Genomic DNA, 14642 nt, shown 5'->3' on the forward strand with positions numbered 1-14642 from the left:
CAACTTATTCATCAAAAAAAAGTCTGCAATAAAATCTAAACAAATAGCCTTTACTAAGAGTATCCTAACAGATGTTTATTAATCAGTTTTTAGGTCAATTAATATCGAACATTAATTAATAAACTAATCAACTGAATTTGTTTTTCTAAAAATTAGCTCTTAATATTTTTAACTTCTGAAAAAAACATTACTAGTGTTATTGGAATCATAAAATTGCTCAAACATATTAAAATTTATAACCATTAATAGATAGCTCAACCAAAAAATGAAAATTTCATCATTAATAAATGTTCATTTAATGTCCGTTTTCTCTATTGACCATTTTAAATTTCAACACTCTGAAAACAAGGTATACTTACATACCTTGTTTTTAATTTAATTATTTTTAAGTACCTTCTCATCTATCATATAATGCATTGAATCTTTCATATATTAAATAAAAATGGTTATAAAATAAATAAACTCATTTATTCTATTTCTAGTTCTTTCAGCTTTAAATTTAAGATAAAATAGGATATGTTAATATAAATGTAAATAGAAAGTTTGTGAATATAGATCAAAAAATTGGAGGAGCCGATTTGGATAATGAATTAAACTATAAAACAATCATTCCAGAAAATATACCGAATGAACGTAAGGCCGCCTTAAAAACCCTTGGCTACTATTTTTTAATATTTATTGTTGGTTTAAACTTACTAATCTTGATTGCTTCAATTTGGGGTATGATTTTTGTTAGTGTTGCGGATATAAATATTACTGAAAAACAATTTGATAATCTTGTAAATACCGTATCAATTTATTCGGATTCAATTTTTGGTGTCCTCAGCTTATTATGGCTCTATTATTATACGAAGAAAAAAGGACTTCTAACTTTAAGACGAATAAATATAAATGTGATTGACGTTGTGATCGTTTTAGGAGCATACGTGGTTCTTATGGCTTCTTCACAACTTCTTGATGTTATTTTTCAACATTTCAATTATTCAATTGCTACTCCAGATAACCAAAAAGCAGTGGAAGGCTTATTACGGACTAATCCAGTCCTTATGATTATATCTGCCGTAATTCTTGCACCAATTAAAGAAGAATGGATTACACGTAAGTTAATTATTGGTTCGATTTTTAAAAACTCTCCAATCATTGGATTAATTGTAAGTTCATTTGGGTTTGGTTTATTGCATATGCTTGCTGGCTTTTCAATCTATGCATTACTATCTTATTCTTTAGCTGGTTTAATTTTTGGTATTATCTATATCAAAACAAAAAAAATCGAAGTTACGATTTTTGCCCATTTTTTAAATAACTTAGTTTCAATTATTGCTTTTTTTATTGTAAACTAACAAAAAAAAACGCTCCTAGGGGCGTTTTTATTATGAGGGTAACAACAGTTTTTAACGCTATTTATTAAAAATTTATAAAAATTTCACAATACGTTCTAAATGAACATCACGCATTGTGTTTAACTATACATGAGGTGAGTAATGTGAAATTGATAGATGGTATTGCCGAAAGTAATAATCAAACTCTTAAAGACTGGGATAAAGCAATGATACTTGCAAAGAAAGTGAGATTGAAACCAACTAAAGTACAAGAAAAACAATTATGGAAATCAGTGGGAACTGCTAGATGGGCTTATAACTGGGCATTGTCCAAACAAGAAGAAAATTATAAAAACGGTGGGAAGTTTATTTCTGATGGCATATTAAGAAAAGAAATAACTGTATTAAAACAAACTGATAAATTTTCTTGGTTGTATGAAGTATCCAATAACATTACAAAACAAGCGATAAAAGATCTTTGTGAAGCGTATAAAAAATTCTTTAAAGGGTTAACTGATCAGCCACGATTCAAAAGTAGAAAAAACTCGAAACCTTCTTTTTATAACGATAATGTGAGGCTGAAAGTAGATGGGAATAAAGTATTGATTGAGAAGGTCGGTTGGGTTGTAGTTTCTGAATGTATACCAGTTGAAAAATACTATAATCCTAGAATTAGTCACGACAGAAAATACTGGTATCTTTCTGTAGGCATTAAAGAATCAAAACCAATTGTTGAACTGACGAATGTCTCACTTGGAATTGATGTAGGAATTAAAGAGTTAGCCGTTTGTTCAGATGGCATTAAGAAGAAAAATATTAACAAAATAAGTACTGTGAGAAGGACGGAGAAACGTCTACGTAGGTTGCAACGTCAAGTTTCTCATAAATATGAAATGAATAAGGAGGGAAACCGTTTCGTCATAACAAGCAACATTATAAAAATCAAAAAGAAGATACAACACCTCCATAGAAGGTTGACAAATATCAGACTAAATCATCTTCATCAATCCACGAGCGAGATCGTGAAAACCAAACCATATCGCATCGTAATGGAAATTCTAAATATTAAAGGGATGATGAAGAATAAGCACCTTTCAAAAGCAATTGCAAAGCAGTGTTTATTTAAATTCAAACGCCAAATTCAATATAAATGTGAAAAATATGGCATTGAATTTGTTGAAGCTGATAAATGGTACCCATCTTCTAAAACGTGTTCAAGTTGTGGAAGTTTAAAACTTGATTTAAAACTGTCAGACCGATTATATAAATGTGAGTGTGGTCATGAAATCGATCGAGATATAAACGCAGCAATCAACTTGTCACGATATAAATTAGTAAACTGACACCTAGTCGTCTTTACTGATATGTAGGATTCGTTGTATCCGAATTTACGCCCTTGGAGTGTTAGATCAAACGAAAGTAGCCTAATTGGCAAAATCGGACACGTAGAAAAGGGAAGTAAACAAAATCTATAAAAATAGTAGATATATATTGATTTTTATATTTTTTTGGCAACGGTGTGAAATGAATTATTTATTAATACTAATCGGAGGATTTTTTGGAGCAATTCTTCGTTACATAATAGGTCTATCAATCCATCCACTTTCAAATGGATTTCCAATTCAAACATTTTTAATTAATATCATTGGATGCTTCTTTTTAGGTTTCTTTTTACCAATGGCTAAAGTTAAATTAAAACCTGAATATACTTTACTAATCGGAACAGGATTTACTGGAGCATTCACTACATTCTCTACTTTTTCACTTGAGAATGTAATTCTGATGGATGAAAAAAAATTACTAGTAAGTTTAGTCTATATCATCTCAAGTTTAGTTGTAGGAATAAGTTTGGCGTATCTTGGTTTTAAAGTGGCTGAGAAATTCAATAAAGTAAAAGGAGTAACCTCATCATGATTGTTATTGTTGGAATAGGTGGGGGAATCGGAGCAATTTTTCGCTATGCCCTTGGAAACTATGTTAATAAAAAAGTTAAAACAAATTTTCCTGCTGGAACATTCGTTATAAACATACTTGGATCGTTTATTTTAGGTTTAATAAACCATTTATATCTCGACAAATCGATTTCTACTACAATGTGGCTGTTTATTGGGATAGGAATATTAGGTGGGTTTACAACCTTTTCTACTTTTGGTTACGAAGCGATTCAATTATTACTTGCAAAAAAGTATAAAACTGCGTTATCTTATATCATTTTATCTACTATTATTAGTATTTGTAGCGCATATATCGGTTTTCATATATTTAGATGAACCGGAATCTAAAACAAAAACCTCTGATCCCAGAGGTTTTTTTATTTTCAATTTTCACCAGCCGAAATCTAATGTTTTACCGGTTTCTACATATGTTTTTACATTACTTAAAATCATTGGCCAGGTAGATTTTGTATTTTCATATGAAGGGTGATTGTCTGGCCATTGGTCGTTAAGTAGTGTTAATTTTGTGCATTCACCCATCTCTTCAAGTGTAAGTGTAATTCTAGTTTCTAATTCAGCATGATTTTCACGGTATACTGGGCCAGGATGTTCAGTATAGCTCATCATTTTGTGGGGCTCAAATGCTAGTATTTTTCCATAAACATGCACTGTATGATCTCCATCTTCTCCTGGTCCAATATATTCATATTTTGCTCCTACTTCAAATGTTGATTTTAAAATGCAACCAAAAAAGATAGCCTTTGTTCCTTCTGGCGAAACAAATATGTTCCACACTTTTTCCGGTTTTGCTCCAATATAAAACTCATACTTAAGATCTTCCATTTTCTCATCCTCCATTTGTTTTATGTGTAGAATGATGAATTGACTCTAGATGACACTTCCATTATATACCAAAAAGTGGTTCAACTTATTATTTCATTTGTTTTCAAGTATTTATATATTAAAATTAAATCGTACGAAATTTATTTAATCAATTTTAATGAGGGGTGACAAGATGAATATAACTTATGAAGTGATTGACGAGGATCACATTGAGTTATGTAGAGATTTATGTAATGAATTAATGACTTTTCAGAAGGCAAAAGCGAAGATAAAACCAGAGTTATTTGATCGTATGAATTTTGATACACGTATGGTTCCTTCAGTAAAAAAAGCTATACATAATTATATTGTCATCGTAAAAGATGAAGATCAAATCGTTGGTTACGTTTATTCGAATATTTCTCTAAAGGAAGTATACTCAAGCGAATTTGCAACTTTTTTTGACCTTTCATCAGTCCATAAAAAGAATGTTGGTTGTCTATCTCAATTTTATATAAAAGAAGAATATAGAAAATATGGAGTAGGCTCTGTACTATTCAAAATGTCAATGAACTGGCTAAAACAATTTGATGATGTAGAGGATTATTTTATCTATGTTTCAAACGGAAATGAAAACGCACTAGAATTTTATAAACGCAAGGGATTCTCTGTTAGTCATACAATATTAGATGGTTTTATCACGGTACTAAGAAGTAACGATCAATTTCAAACAATTTAAGAAAATTATAAAATAAAGGGTTGTCTCAAAATATCTTTTGAGACAACCCTTCTATTTTTATTTACTATTAAAATGCCCAGTTACCATTTCTCATGATTGGTTCAACTGTACCATCTTCTTTAATTCCATCGATGTTTAATTCCGCTGATCCGATCATAAAATCAACGTGAGTTAAACTTTGGTTGATTCCTAATTTCTCTTGCTCTTCTGAAGGTAATTTTTCTCCATCCTTCATATTGTTTGGATATGCTTTACCTAATGCTAAGTGGCAAGAAGCATTTTCATCATATAATGTGTTGAAGAAAATTAAACCTGTATTTGAAATTGGTGAATCATGTGGTACTAATGCTACTTCACCTAGTCGGCGAGCACCTTCATCAGTATCTAATAAGTGTTGTAAAGTATCATAGCCTTTTTCAGCTGTGAAATCGACAACTTTACCATCTTTAAATGTTAAAGAGAAGTTCTCAATTAAATTTCCACCGTAATTTAATGGTAAAGTTGCTTGAACAGTACCATTTACACCATGGCTATGTGGCATAGAGAAAACTTCTTCAGTTGGAATATTAGGATTAAACCATTTTCCATCTTCACTATTCGCTCCGCCACCTTTCCATACATGATTATCTACTAGATCTAGTTTCAAATCAGTACCAGGTGCTGTGTAATGTAAAGTTTTGTAGCGCTTGTCATTTAATTCAACAACTTTTTCTTGTAAGAAATCGTTATGTTTAACCCAAGCTTCAACTGGATTTTCATTGTCTACTCGGCAAATTTTGAATACTGAGTCCCAAAGTAATTCCATCGCTTTATCAATTGATTCATTTGGATAAACTTTTTCAGCCCATTCAACACATGGAATAGCAACGATTGACCAACGAATTCGGTCAGCCATCATGTATTCACGATAATTATGTAGTGCTTTGCTAGCTGTTTTATTAAAATTTGCAATACGTTTTGGATCGATCCCTTTTAATAATTCTGGGTTTGGTGAAATTACTGATAAAACAGCGCCGCCATTTTCAGCTAATTCTTCCATTGCTGTTACTTTCCAGCCTGGGAATTCTTCAAAAACTTCATCAGGAGCTAGTTCATATTTAGTACGAGTAATTACATCATCATTCCAATCGATGTTTACATTTTTAGCTCCAGCTTCGTAAGCGAATTTTACAACTTTACGAACGAATTCTGCAGCTCCGATTGGTGCATTTATTTGTAATGTTTGTCCTGGTACGATATTAACACCACTTTTTACCGCAAGTTCAGCATATTTTTCTAATGATTTTTCAAACTGAGACATTGATATCCCTCCATGTTTAACGAATTAAAAACCTAACCTACTAAATTATAATATAAAGTTCAGAAAATTGGTACACAAAAGAGACTGACTATTCATTTTTATTTGAAATGTCAGAGAGACCTTAGCAGATTAGCAAATGACTTGATTAGTTGTCGCTATTTAACCAAAAAAAGCACTTTCGAAAAGTGCTTTTAAGTGTATAGACAAAGTCCTAAAAACTTGATTATTTATGAAACAATATACGTCTCATAACCATTAACATTTAAAAACTTTTCAGCTTTCTCTCTGTCATTTTCTGTTTGAAGGCTTATTCTTAGTACACCTGGTAAGCCTTCACGTGATTCAATTATCCTTAGATTCGTAATGCTTACTTGGTGAATCGATAAGATTGTCGTGATGTTAGCAAGCTCACCAACTCGATCTAAAACGTCTACATACAAATCAAAATAACTTGGGATTGCGCCATTTGCTTTTGCTGGCATGTTGTCTCTAAAATCTTTTGATTCCTTGAAATAATGAAAAATATCTTCTTTATCCTGGCTTTCAACAAGTTGATACATTTGTTTCATATCATCAATCCAATTCGAAATTAATGAAAGTAATGTATCCTTATTTTGAATAACAATATCCGTCCACATTTTTGGGCTGCTTGATGCAATCCTAGTAATATCTCTAAACCCTCCGGCAGCTAAGGCTGTTACTAAAGGCTCGTCCTTCGAGTAAGTTTTAACTTGCTTAACAAGATTAGAAGCAATGAGATGTGGAAAATGGCTTACCACTCCGGTGATTTGATCATGTGTTTCTTCATCAATTACAACAAAATGTGAACCTGTTCCTTTAAGCCATTCTTTTAATTCATCAATTTGATCATTTTTAGTATTTTCACTTGGTGTCAAAATAAAATATGCATTTTCAAATAAATGAACTTTTGCACTTTCGATGCCAGTTTTATGCGATCCTGCCATTGGATGACCTCCAATAAAGCAATAACCTTTATCTGTAAGAGTCTTTGAATGCCTCATAATTTCACTTTTCGTACTACCTACATCAGTTAATATGACATCATTCTTAAGTTCATATTCACTTAACATATGTATATATTTTATTGACTCCTCTACAGGACAAGAAAAAATGATTAGATGAGCCTTCTCGGCACAGTCTTTAAGCTGTACCGAGGTTTCATCTAAAACTTGAATTCTTTTACCAATTTCAAGTTGTTTTTCGTTTATATCATATCCAATTATATTTACATCATGAACTTTTTTTATTGCCAAGGCAATTGAGCCTCCGATTAATCCTGTGCCAATTAAAAGGACGTTCTTTTTCAAGGCATTCACCGCCTATCCTTCATTAAGTAATATTATTTATGATTGAAGTTTTGCACGGAAATCTTTTAACTCAAACATAAATTCTTCAAATTGTGGGATATTCATTTGTTGAGCTGAATCTGATAAAGCAACTGCTGGATCAGGATGTACTTCAGCCATTACTGCATCTGCTCCAATTGCTAATGCTGCTTTTGCTGTCGGTAATAGTAAGTCCTTACGACCTGTAGAATGTGTAACATCTACAACTACTGGTAAATGTGTTTCTTTCTTCAGAATAGGTACTGCTGAGATATCTAATGTATTTCTTGTAGCTTTCTCGTAAGTACGAATTCCTCTTTCACAAAGAATAATTTGGTCATTTCCTTGCGAAATAATGTATTCTGCTGCATTAATAAATTCTTCAATTGTTGCTGACAGTCCACGTTTTAATAATACTGGTTTATTTACTTGACCAACTGTTCTCAGTAAATCAAAGTTTTGCATATTACGTGCACCAATTTGAATTACATCAACGTATTCTAAAGATCTTTCAACATCATTTGGGTTTAGAATTTCACTTATTACTGCTAAATCAAATTCATTTGCTACTTCTCTTAAAATTTGTAGCCCTTCGTATCCAAGTCCTTGGAAATCGTATGGAGAAGTTCTAGGTTTAAATGCACCGCCTCGCATCATTTTTAAACCTTGTTGTTTCATAGCTTGTGCCACTGCACGTACTTGTTCATAGCTTTCAACTGCACATGGACCCATAATAAATGATTGAGAACCATCACCTAGGACAATATCATTTTTCACTTTAACAATTGTATTGTCAGGCTTTTTCTTTCTTGAAACTAAAAGAGCTTTTCTGTGATCATCCTCTTGTAGTTCTAAGCTTGCTTGGAAGATCGTCTTGAAAATATGTTGTAAAGTTGAAGTTTCAAATGGGCCTTCATTTACATTTGCAATCATATCCAAAACTTCACGCTCACGAACTGGATCAAAACGCTTAATACCATGTTTAATCTTTTGCTGACCAATTTCTTGAACAACTTTTCCACGCTCGTTTAATAATTCAACGATTTTTAAATTAATCTCATCAACCTTATCACGTAATTGCACTAACTCATTATTTGTACTCATTTCTTTTTCCTCCTCAAATTTTAAATGTCTATTCCAATACCACTTCTTTTATCAAGAAGTAAGTATGTAAAAAATGAAAACAAAAAGTCCCTACTGAATAAACAGTAGGGACGAATTAATTAATCGCGGTACCACCCTAGTTGTGAACAAAAATTCTGTTCACCACCTTCATTTTGTTAACGATCAAAATGACCGTTTCTATTTTCATTAAATAAAAATAGAAATTGCTCCAAGAATGTAATTCAGCATACCTTATGTACTGACTCGCAGCCTTCGTCAGCTCTCTTAAACAGGGAAGTTATGCCTACTGTGCCCTTATCAACGCAATATATTTAATTGTCAAAAGATTCATTAAAAAAGTTATTAATGAGGATTATAAAGCACTATTAAATAGGCTGTCAATGCATTTTTTTTCTAGAATATGTAACGATTTTAAAAAAGATACATCATCATTGAAATGGTAGCGCTTACTATTTTCAACATTTTTTTTACATGACTTACATTTTTTTTATGGTACAGACACACAGAATTTGTACATTACATAAATATATAAATAACAACTAACCTTACCTTCCTTAGGAGTGATTATATGCCTGGTTTATTTACCGCCTTAAGTCTTTTCTTAAAAGAAGTGTTTGTGTTTGTTTCCTATGTTAAAAATAATGCCTTCCCTCAACCTCTTTCACAAGCCGAAGAAACGCTCTATTTAAATCGTATGGCAAATGGAGATGGAGAAGCACGAAATTTATTAATTGAACATAATTTAAGACTTGTTGCTCACATCGTCAAAAAATTTGAAAATACCGGAGAAGATGCGGAAGATTTAATTTCGATTGGCACAATAGGTTTAATAAAGGCAATTGAGAGCTTTGTTCAAGGTAAAGGAACAAAATTAGCCACATATGCTGCTAGATGTATTGAAAACGAAATACTTATGCATTTACGTGCTTTAAAGAAAACAAAAAAAGATGTCTCCCTTCATGATCCGATAGGTCAGGATAAAGAGGGCAATGAAATTTCACTTTTAGACATATTAAAAACTGAGACAGAAGATGTAGTTGATCAAATTCAACTTAATATGGAATTAGAAAAAATCAAGCAATATATTAAGATCCTAGACGACCGTGAAAAAGATGTAATTATTCAGCGCTTTGGTATTGATATGGATAAGGAACTAACTCAACGTGAAATCGCAAAGAAATTAGGAATCTCAAGAAGTTATGTTTCGAGAATTGAAAAACGTGCTTTAATGAAAATGTACCACGAGTTTTTAAGAGCTGAAAAAGAAAAGAAAAAAGATAAAAAATAAACCACTTAAGATGAATATGACCTCCAATTGTTAGTCAGTTCTAACAATTGGAGTGAATTCATTTTTAGTGGTTTTATGCTTGCTCTTCTTTTTGCATTTTACGTTTAAAATAATTGGATGTCAGAAAGAAACCTAATGCAACTATCAGCATTGTAAAAACGATACTCTCGACAATTAATATTTTATGTTGGGTTAATCCGTCCTTTGGAAGGAGAGTCCCGATATAGAAAAAAGTAGCCAATGCTGTTGTTATTGCTCCAAATGTTTTAAAATCGTTAACCTTCGCCTGTAGCTTTTTTAAATTCACGAATACTACACCTTCCCTTCTTGTTGACTTAATAACTTTAACATATTTTATACAAGAAAAGTGAAGGTAATTAAAGGCAGTATATGTAGAGATTAGTAAGTATAAGAAAAACTAAAGTCATAAAATAAGTATTGTCTTGTTGATTTCCACTACAGGTTGCTCGCATTTGTCCACAGCTCTTATAGAATATTGAACACAGAAAAGAATCAAATAATTGATGCAACTGAATAAAGTAATTTTGATTTATTACTATATCGCTAAAATATAATAACTTACTAATTAATTTTATTTCAGCTCAATTCCAGAACATATTTCAACACAAAGAAGAAAGAGATTATTCAAAATCCCTTTCTTCTTTGAATGTTATCACTATCTCAGCAATAAATTATTTTAGACCATTCTTAATAAACTCGATCGTACGTTCAGTTTCCTGTTCTTCGTTCCAAAAAGGTGTATTTTCTAGGACGATTGAAGAGATAACTAAACCAATTACCGTTGAGATAATTAATCTTAGTACTGTCGGTATCGGTAGTTCTTTTATTTGTCCTTTATCGATAAACGATTGTAATACAGTAGCTACTTTAGGGTACATTTTATCTTTAAAGAGTCTTTTTAGCTCTTCTTGCATATCGTCTTGGAATGGCATTTCTTGTATGATTATTTTTACAGCTGCCTTATTTTTCTTTGCAAACTCCATGCGATTTTTAATAAGCGCATTAAGAAAATCTTCAAATGTTTCGTATTCTAAATGAAATACTGCTTTAGAAAACCGATCCATTTCAAAAGGAGCAATTGTTTTTACTAATGTCGGTTTGATGATACTTTTTAGTAAATCCTTTTTTGTTTTAAAATAACGAAAAATAGTACCTTCAGCAACATTTGCTTTTTTTGCGATTTCATTGGTAGATGTACTAACAAAACCTTTTTCTGCAAATATTTCAATTGCAGCTTCAAGAATTTTTATTTCTTTTTCATTCATTTCTTGTAATTTTTCTTCTGGAAAAAACTCTTCTAATTTAATTGGTAACACTCCTTAAATTGAACGCTGTTTCTTTAAAGCAACTATATTTAAAGAAATAAATACTATTGAAAATCCAAGTAGGATTAGTAATTGAATTACAACATCTGAAAGCGACTGTCCTTTTATCATAATACCTCTAAGCGCTTCTGCTCCATATGTCAGTGGTAGAATACCCCCGATAAATTTGAACCAATTTGGTAAAAACGCCGTTGAGAAAATACCTGAAAAAAGTATTTGAGGGACTGCAATAACTGGAATAAATTGGACAACTTGGAATTCATTATTTGCATATGCAGATAACAGCATTCCAAGTGTAAGAGCAGTTAGAGATAATAAAATATTAACTACGCAGACTTCCCATGCACTTCCTACATTATACATATCTAATACACTGATTGAAAAGACTGTTATAATGATCGATTGGATTAAAGCAAAAAATCCAAAGCCTAAAATATAACCAACTACTATTTCCCATCTTTTGACTGGTGTGACAAGTAATCTTTCAAGTGTTGTTGTTAATCTTTCCCTTACAAATGAAATACCTGATAAGATAAATACAAATAAGAACGAGAAAAATCCAATAAAAATTGGTCCAATTGAATCAAATGATTCCATATTTTTACTACCATAAATTGGGTCCATTACAATTTTAAGATTAGAAGGTGTATTTTCCTTAACTGCAGATTGAATAGCATCCATTACTGCAGTTGTTCTTGCTTTATCTGTCCCTTCAAACTGTACAACTATTTCTCCAGATTTAAATAAGACAGCACCATCAAGATCCATATTTTTCAATTTTTCTTTAATGTCCGAAGGTTTTACATTTTTTACATTCGCATAATCTTTCACAATTTGCTCAAATGCTGGAGGTGCGTCTACAAGGGCTAAAGTTGGTTTCGTATCATCCTGTTTTAAGATATACGAAAATAAAAACAATAATACGATAGGAGCAACAAAAATCATTGCAAGAGATCTTCTATCTTTTAAAAATTGTTTTATTATTCGTTTAGAAATTGCAAAGACTCTCATGAGCTCACCTCAGTATTAAAATATAGGTCTTCGATTTTACCTGTTTTTGATTGCGAGATTAAATTTTCAGTAGTATCTAAAGCAATTAATTCCCCTTCTCTAATTAATCCGATACGTTCACATTTTTCAGCTTCTTCCATGATATGGGTTGTAATGATTATCGTAGTACCTTGTTTTTTCATTTCAAAAAATTGATTCCAAATTTGCTTTCTTAGTACTGGATCAATTCCAACTGTTGGTTCATCAAGGATTAGTAATGTAGGTTTATGGAGGATTGAAATGGCAAGAGAAAGTCGTTTTTTCATTCCCCCAGAGTATTGATTAACTTGCTTGTTTAATGAATCCTCTAAACCAACGATTTGAGCTACTTCTTGAATTCTCGACTTAAGTTCTTTCCCTTTTAAATTATAAAGAGCACCAAAGAAACTTAAATTATCAGCTCCGGTTAAATCGCTATATAATGCATCAGATTGTCCCATATAGCCTATTGACGGAAGGACTGTGAAATTAGGCATTTCATTATTGTAAACTAATACTTCTCCTTTTGAACTTTTATCGATCCCAGCAATCAATTTGATTAAAGTTGTTTTACCAGAACCTGATGGGCCTAAAATCCCAAAAATCTCTCCTTCTTGAATGTTCATTGAAATATTTTTTAGTACAGCTCTTTTTCCAAATAAACGATCAACTTTTTGGATTTGAACAACATTGCTCATCTTATTCCTCCGTTCAAGTCTAATTCTTTTATAGTGCCCATAATGAGTGAGTACTCACTTTATAACTTTATCTTAATTCACTTTTTATTGCTAGTCAACAAAAAGTGAGTACTCACTCAATTGTATTTTAATAAAAAAAGAAAGATGCCTATAAGACATCTTTCTTTAAAAGATTTATAACGCTTTAATCATTTCCTCAACCATTAATGTTGAATTAACAGCTGCCGTATGAAGGAATTGATCAAATGAAATATTTGATTCTTTACCTGCAATATCTGACAATGCTCGTGTTACAACAAATGGTACTTTAAAAGCATAACAAACTTGAGCGATTGCAGCTGCTTCCATCTCTACAGCATACAGATCACCAAATTTCTCTTTTACAAAGTCTACTCGTACTGGATCATTCATAAATGAATCACCAGTTACGATTAATCCTTCAACAACTTGGATACCATTAATTTTTTCAGCGCATTTTTTAGCGATAGTCTTTAATTTGTCATCAGAAAGGAATGCAGCTGGCATACCTGGAACTTGACCATATTCATAATTGAATGCGGTAACGTCTACATCATGATGACGCACTTCAGTTGAGATAACAACGTCGCCAACATTTAAGTCAGTATGAAGTCCGCCTGCAGATCCTGTGTTAATAACAACGTCTGGCTGATATTTTTCTAAAAGAATTGCTGTTGCCATTGCGGCATTAACTTTACCAATTCCAGACTTTAATAAAATTACTTCTTTTCCTTCGTATGTACCTATGTTATATTCTGAGCCTGCAACTTCTTCTTTTCTCAGGTTGTCTAATTTATCACGTAATACATGTACTTCTTCTTCCATTGCTCCAATAATAGCTATTTTCATTCTTTAAATTCCCTACTTTCTCTTTCAAACTTTAATCATTTTACCATATAGAGACATATCATTCATCTTTAAGAATGCGTACAACAAAAAACACTTTAAATCTAAAAAAGTTTCCCAAAAAGGAGCTCGCTTCCATGTGGCGTAACCTTATCGTTTGCTCCCGTAGAGACTCAATCTTTTTAGCTTTTAATACTTTAACTCTTTTACTTCTTGTACCAAAATAGGGAGCCAGCCTTCTTTTACAACCCAATGTAAGTATATGACATATTTATAGCTTAAGTCGTTTGTGGCAACGTATACATTTATACTTTGCTGATCGTATCCTTGACTAATATGCCAAATTGAATAATCTTCTTTTGTTAAAGAAATCGCATTTGATACTGCTTCTTCCATTTCATAAAAGTCCTGAGACTTATGACTATAATGAACTTTATGAGGCTCAACTTGTCTTGTTTTATTAGGTATCCATTCTTTTACAGTCGATTCTAAAATATTTTCATCATTTATTGAATCTTTAATAATCTCATTTACTTTTTCTCGATATTTCGCTTGATAAGGATTCGGTATATCTGTCATTTGCTTTGGTTCTTGAGCAATCGTAGTAATCTGAGCTTTTGCAGTATTAGGCTCTATCTTTTGTTGGTTGACGATTGGTAATGTTATTTTTATCCCTAAATAGATGATTCCAAAAAGAAGTGGAATAAGTAGTATTCGGAAAAAATAATTTCCTCTTCGTACTCGTCTTAATTTTTGGACCCTTTTGTTTGGTTCAATTGAAGACATTTACAAAATCCTCCAAAAACAACTAATTTTTCCCTATTTTAACATA

General features: G+C 31.7%; 16 protein-coding genes and 1 other annotated feature. Of the genes, 6 read left to right on the plus strand and 10 right to left on the minus strand.

The window, feature by feature from the left end:
- Positions 1-578: 578 nt before the first annotated feature.
- From ABEY15_RS10710 to crcB (ABEY15_RS10725), 4 genes are all read left to right on the plus strand, one after another.
- Positions 579-1340, plus strand: coding sequence for a CPBP family intramembrane glutamic endopeptidase (locus ABEY15_RS10710; RefSeq protein ID WP_429890080.1), 762 nt, complete (start codon positions 579-581; stop codon positions 1338-1340).
- Between the two features lie 206 nt (positions 1341-1546).
- On the plus strand, positions 1547-2662 hold the full coding sequence (locus ABEY15_RS10715; protein ID WP_429890217.1) for an RNA-guided endonuclease InsQ/TnpB family protein: 1116 nt from the start codon (positions 1547-1549) through the stop codon (positions 2660-2662).
- 181 nt (positions 2663-2843) lie between these two features.
- Entirely contained in the window at positions 2844-3233 is a 390-nt protein-coding gene (crcB, locus tag ABEY15_RS10720; RefSeq protein WP_429890081.1) for a fluoride efflux transporter CrcB, read from the plus strand.
- Entirely contained in the window at positions 3230-3589 is a 360-nt protein-coding gene (gene crcB, locus ABEY15_RS10725) for a fluoride efflux transporter CrcB (RefSeq protein ID WP_429890082.1), read from the plus strand. The genes crcB (ABEY15_RS10720) and crcB (ABEY15_RS10725) overlap by 4 nt, the downstream gene beginning before the upstream one ends.
- Before the next feature lie 54 nt (positions 3590-3643).
- Here the strand turns inward: crcB (ABEY15_RS10725) and ABEY15_RS10730 are convergent, their stop codons facing one another.
- On the minus strand, positions 3644-4096 hold the full coding sequence (locus ABEY15_RS10730) for an SRPBCC family protein (protein ID WP_429890084.1): 453 nt from the start codon (positions 4094-4096) through the stop codon (positions 3644-3646).
- 172 nt (positions 4097-4268) lie between these two features.
- Here ABEY15_RS10730 and ABEY15_RS10735 point away from each other — a divergent pair, with 172 nt between their 5' ends.
- The gene (locus tag ABEY15_RS10735; RefSeq protein WP_429890085.1) at positions 4269-4814 is read left to right on the plus strand and encodes a GNAT family N-acetyltransferase; all 546 of its coding nucleotides are present in this window, start codon (positions 4269-4271) and stop codon (positions 4812-4814) included.
- 67 nt (positions 4815-4881) lie between these two features.
- Here the strand turns inward: ABEY15_RS10735 and ABEY15_RS10740 are convergent, their stop codons facing one another.
- From ABEY15_RS10740 to ABEY15_RS10750, 3 genes are all read right to left on the minus strand, one after another.
- Positions 4882-6114 carry an aminopeptidase gene (locus ABEY15_RS10740; RefSeq protein ID WP_429890086.1) on the minus strand — a complete coding sequence of 411 codons (1233 nt, stop codon included), beginning with the start codon at positions 6112-6114 and terminating at the stop codon, positions 4882-4884.
- Positions 6115-6341: 227 nt separating this feature from the next.
- Entirely contained in the window at positions 6342-7442 is a 1101-nt protein-coding gene (locus ABEY15_RS10745; protein WP_429890087.1) for a prephenate dehydrogenase, read from the minus strand.
- 36 nt (positions 7443-7478) lie between these two features.
- Positions 7479-8564, minus strand: a complete 1086-nt coding sequence (locus tag ABEY15_RS10750) for a bifunctional 3-deoxy-7-phosphoheptulonate synthase/chorismate mutase (RefSeq protein WP_429890088.1) — start codon at positions 8562-8564, stop codon at positions 7479-7481.
- A 103-nt stretch (positions 8565-8667) separates the two neighbouring features.
- Positions 8668-8895, minus strand: a binding site (T-box leader).
- A gap of 258 nt (positions 8896-9153) precedes the next feature.
- Between ABEY15_RS10750 and sigK the strand changes: the two genes are divergently transcribed.
- Positions 9154-9873 carry an RNA polymerase sporulation sigma factor SigK gene (gene sigK / locus ABEY15_RS10755; RefSeq protein WP_069035122.1) on the plus strand — a complete coding sequence of 240 codons (720 nt, stop codon included), beginning with the start codon at positions 9154-9156 and terminating at the stop codon, positions 9871-9873.
- Positions 9874-9946: 73 nt separating this feature from the next.
- On the opposite strand, the gene ABEY15_RS10760 is transcribed toward sigK, so the two are convergent.
- The 6 genes from ABEY15_RS10760 to ABEY15_RS10785 all read right to left on the minus strand — a co-directional run bounded on the left by ABEY15_RS10760 (position 9947) and on the right by ABEY15_RS10785 (position 14596).
- A complete protein-coding gene (locus tag ABEY15_RS10760; RefSeq protein WP_429890089.1) occupies positions 9947-10180 on the minus strand; it encodes a YrhC family protein in 234 nt (77 codons plus the stop codon).
- Between the two features lie 385 nt (positions 10181-10565).
- Positions 10566-11210: a TetR/AcrR family transcriptional regulator gene (locus ABEY15_RS10765; protein WP_335475512.1), complete on the minus strand. Its 645-nt coding sequence runs from the start codon at positions 11208-11210 to the stop codon at positions 10566-10568.
- A 3-nt stretch (positions 11211-11213) separates the two neighbouring features.
- Positions 11214-12230 (minus strand): ABC transporter permease, encoded by a 1017-nt coding sequence (locus ABEY15_RS10770; protein ID WP_429890090.1) that lies wholly within the window; start codon positions 12228-12230, stop codon positions 11214-11216.
- Positions 12227-12946 carry an ABC transporter ATP-binding protein gene (locus ABEY15_RS10775; RefSeq protein ID WP_335475508.1) on the minus strand — a complete coding sequence of 240 codons (720 nt, stop codon included), beginning with the start codon at positions 12944-12946 and terminating at the stop codon, positions 12227-12229. Before ABEY15_RS10775 ends, ABEY15_RS10770 begins: the two co-directional genes overlap by 4 nt.
- Before the next feature lie 174 nt (positions 12947-13120).
- Positions 13121-13813 carry a 5'-methylthioadenosine/S-adenosylhomocysteine nucleosidase gene (mtnN, locus tag ABEY15_RS10780; protein WP_429890091.1) on the minus strand — a complete coding sequence of 231 codons (693 nt, stop codon included), beginning with the start codon at positions 13811-13813 and terminating at the stop codon, positions 13121-13123.
- Positions 13814-13999: 186 nt separating this feature from the next.
- Positions 14000-14596, minus strand: a complete 597-nt coding sequence (locus ABEY15_RS10785; protein WP_429890092.1) for a YrrS family protein — start codon at positions 14594-14596, stop codon at positions 14000-14002.
- Positions 14597-14642: the final 46 nt, after the last annotated feature.

The organism is Gottfriedia acidiceleris (assembly GCF_050457485.1).
GTDB classification, from domain to species: Bacteria; Bacillota; Bacilli; order Bacillales; family Bacillaceae_G; genus Gottfriedia; species Gottfriedia acidiceleris_D.

Bases quoted from the DNA above. Each gene is read 5' to 3' on its own strand.
- ABEY15_RS10715 (WP_429890217.1), top strand. From the start codon at position 1,547: ATGATACTTGCAAAGAAAGTGAGATTGAAACCAACTAAAGTACAAGAA.
- crcB (WP_429890081.1), top strand. From the start codon at position 2,844: ATGAATTATTTATTAATACTAATCGGAGGATTTTTTGGAGCAATTCTT.
- crcB (WP_429890082.1), top strand. From the start codon at position 3,230: ATGATTGTTATTGTTGGAATAGGTGGGGGAATCGGAGCAATTTTTCGC.
- ABEY15_RS10730 (WP_429890084.1), bottom strand. From the start codon at position 4,096: ATGGAAGATCTTAAGTATGAGTTTTATATTGGAGCAAAACCGGAAAAA.
- ABEY15_RS10735 (WP_429890085.1), top strand. From the start codon at position 4,269: ATGAATATAACTTATGAAGTGATTGACGAGGATCACATTGAGTTATGT.
- ABEY15_RS10740 (WP_429890086.1), bottom strand. From the start codon at position 6,114: ATGTCTCAGTTTGAAAAATCATTAGAAAAATATGCTGAACTTGCGGTA.
- ABEY15_RS10750 (WP_429890088.1), bottom strand. From the start codon at position 8,564: ATGAGTACAAATAATGAGTTAGTGCAATTACGTGATAAGGTTGATGAG.
- sigK (WP_069035122.1), top strand. From the start codon at position 9,154: ATGCCTGGTTTATTTACCGCCTTAAGTCTTTTCTTAAAAGAAGTGTTT.
- ABEY15_RS10770 (WP_429890090.1), bottom strand. From the start codon at position 12,230: ATGAGAGTCTTTGCAATTTCTAAACGAATAATAAAACAATTTTTAAAA.
- ABEY15_RS10775 (WP_335475508.1), bottom strand. From the start codon at position 12,946: ATGAGCAATGTTGTTCAAATCCAAAAAGTTGATCGTTTATTTGGAAAA.
- mtnN (WP_429890091.1), bottom strand. From the start codon at position 13,813: ATGAAAATAGCTATTATTGGAGCAATGGAAGAAGAAGTACATGTATTA.
- ABEY15_RS10785 (WP_429890092.1), bottom strand. From the start codon at position 14,596: ATGTCTTCAATTGAACCAAACAAAAGGGTCCAAAAATTAAGACGAGTA.